This window comes from Candidatus Neomarinimicrobiota bacterium (assembly GCA_012964825.1).
In the GTDB taxonomy this organism is placed as follows: Bacteria; Fidelibacterota; Marinisomatia; order Marinisomatales; family S15-B10; genus UBA2125.
In genome coordinates this window covers 1-2,336 of sequence record DTTI01000045.1, presented here as the reverse complement: position 1 = coordinate 2,336, position 2,336 = coordinate 1, and the positions used below count along the sequence as shown (strand labels likewise).

At 46.5% G+C, this 2,336-nt stretch carries 4 protein-coding genes; all 4 read right to left on the bottom strand.

Annotated features, from left to right (window positions below):
- Positions 1-241 (bottom strand): acylase (locus tag EYO21_05030; protein HIB03171.1); only part of this gene is annotated, 241 nt, incomplete at its 3' end.
- Between the two features lie 102 nt (positions 242-343).
- Positions 344-529: a hypothetical protein gene (locus EYO21_05025; protein HIB03170.1), complete on the bottom strand. Its 186-nt coding sequence runs from the start codon at positions 527-529 to the stop codon at positions 344-346.
- A gap of 38 nt (positions 530-567) precedes the next feature.
- Positions 568-1,236, bottom strand: a complete 669-nt coding sequence (locus EYO21_05020; GenBank protein HIB03169.1) for a 3'-5' exonuclease domain-containing protein 2 — start codon at positions 1,234-1,236, stop codon at positions 568-570.
- A gap of 162 nt (positions 1,237-1,398) precedes the next feature.
- Positions 1,399-2,097, bottom strand: coding sequence for a formylglycine-generating enzyme family protein (locus EYO21_05015; GenBank protein ID HIB03168.1), 699 nt, complete (start codon positions 2,095-2,097; stop codon positions 1,399-1,401).
- Positions 2,098-2,336 lie beyond the last annotated feature (239 nt).

Below are 2,336 nucleotides of genomic sequence, written 5' to 3'. Positions count from 1 at the left end.
TGTATGTGCGCGTTTTGAGTTCGCCATCTCGCCAAGCGTTAAAGTTATACGGCGTCCTCGAAAAGATGATAGGTACACGGCCCTCTGTTTGCGGGCGAAAGACATCGGTTGCTAGACGCACCCCGTCACGCATGGGCACCATGATTTTCTGATCGATCACGGCGATGGATTCAAGCTGTTTAAGAATGTCGTCCTGCGCAAGGACCGGAAGAACAAGAGCGCAGCACATTATACTAACCATCAACGTTAAAAAACTATGCATGTGCTTCATATTAGCCTCCTTTTATTACAAGAAAGGTCTGAATCTCAAATGACTCCTGAGTACTCACCAAGCTCATCAAAATCAATAGCGGTCAGATAGCACAGCCTTTCCATCGTTATCTTTATCCGTTCCGAAATACCCAGTCATTACTTCGTGCTTGTTGTAGGTTGAAAGCTTACCACTGCCATAACCGGGAGCAGTCCCAAGATAGGATGTCTTTTTACCATCAGAGTTGGAGGTTTCAAGAAAACCAATCCCACCCCACAAAAAGCTTTGGAGACATAGGCTTGGGTCACACCTATTTTTCAGAGCAGCTGTTCATCCTTGAATTTGAAATATAATTCGCGCCCAACCCAGGCATCGGTGGCAGCATAGGTTATCTGTTTAATGGACAGTTCCTTTGCGCTCCAATTTGTCGTGGATGCCTGTTTCGATATCCTGAAACCTAAAAAGAGTGCCGTCAACCCCCGAAGGCCGTGGTGCGGTACGTCAGCCCGCCGGGCCGCTGTACCCAGATCTATCACTGCTTCAGGGTTAAAGGGGGATAGCTGCATCAAATCCGCCAGATCGCGATGAAGGCCAACGCCGCATTTGATAATATCCGGGTTCGACAGGATACGCAATATACTTTCGCAGAGCCCAACTTTATTTAACTGAAAAATATAAACAGCATCATGTCCCGCCAGCTGAAGAATTGACGGCAAATAAGCCTCGTCTTGACGGAAGGCAGGGCGCGTCTCGGTGTCAAATCCAATGACATTTTCTTTAAGCAGAGCATCGATGGCACGATTGGCATTATTTAAAGAAGCAGCCACGTGAATCGGTCCGTCATACCTGCGCAGGGGAAGATCGTTAATTTCTTGTTTGGTCAGTTTTTGGTAAGTGAACTGCATGGGTTCGGGGTTCGGTTTGAGTTTTCGCCTGCCACCTGGGATGTCTCGCTGGTTCCCTGCCCACCGACGGGAGGCCGGCACAGCCTAACCCCCCGTCACTTACCAAGTTGAGATTGGGAAAGTGGTTGAGAAAGCTGATGTAGAAACATAATGGGGAAATTACCTCTCTGTAGTCAAACTAAGGAGAGATAGCGGTAAAGTCAATCAGGAGATAGTCGAAAAACAAAAAAACGCTAATGGGTGTTAATCAATTGTCATCGCACAGCGAAACCCAAAATCATTAAACTGTTTCTCAGGGGAAAGACTGCTTCGTGCTGCACAGCGGGCAAAGCGGATGAGGTGCCGCCATGAGCCACCTCGCGCTACGCGTCTATGTCCATTCTGGGGACCTGTGGGGTTCCGATTTGGTGAGTCCTTATAGTAAACACGGCTATACCAATCTGCACACCATTCATGGACACCTTCTGACATATTGTAGAGACCGTAGCCATTCGGACCTTCAGTACCAATGGAGAAATGGATGGTATTCCGTCCTCCCAAGTGATCTGCCGGAAGATTGTTTCCCCAAGGGAACACATTTTTTACTAATCCCCCGCGCGCTGCTTTTTCGCGTTCTGCTTCCGTTGGTAGACGATAATTTTTTCCGGTCAACTCACTTAACCAATCGCAGTACACAATAGCATCGTACCAACTTGTAGCAACTACCGGTTGATCCGGATCCTGAAATTTCGATTCCCTCCAAAATGGTGGTGGTGGGTAACCCAACATTTTTATGAAGATTGCATATTCGCGGTTTGTCACTGGGTATTTAGCAACGGAGTACGAATCCAACCATACACTATGAATTGGGGTTTCATTTATTATGCCATTTTTACTTCCCATGAAAAAATTTCCTTCGGGAATTTTGATAATTTCCGGTTCAATGAATTTTATTTTTTTCATAGTTAGAGGTAAATCTACCCTTCATCAAGCAAACAAAAACCCACCCTACTGGGTAAGCCTAATCACTACTTATATCAAAATTCTCCCGAATTGATTATCCCGACTGAAGTGCTGCTTTCATCCCGACCGTCCCCCCGTCACTTCCCAGGTTGAGATTTGGAAAGTCTATGACCTTCTTTCACTGTATTTGACATAGGCTCTAGGCTTTTGGATGAGTAGGCGTAATTCCCCTCCGTCAT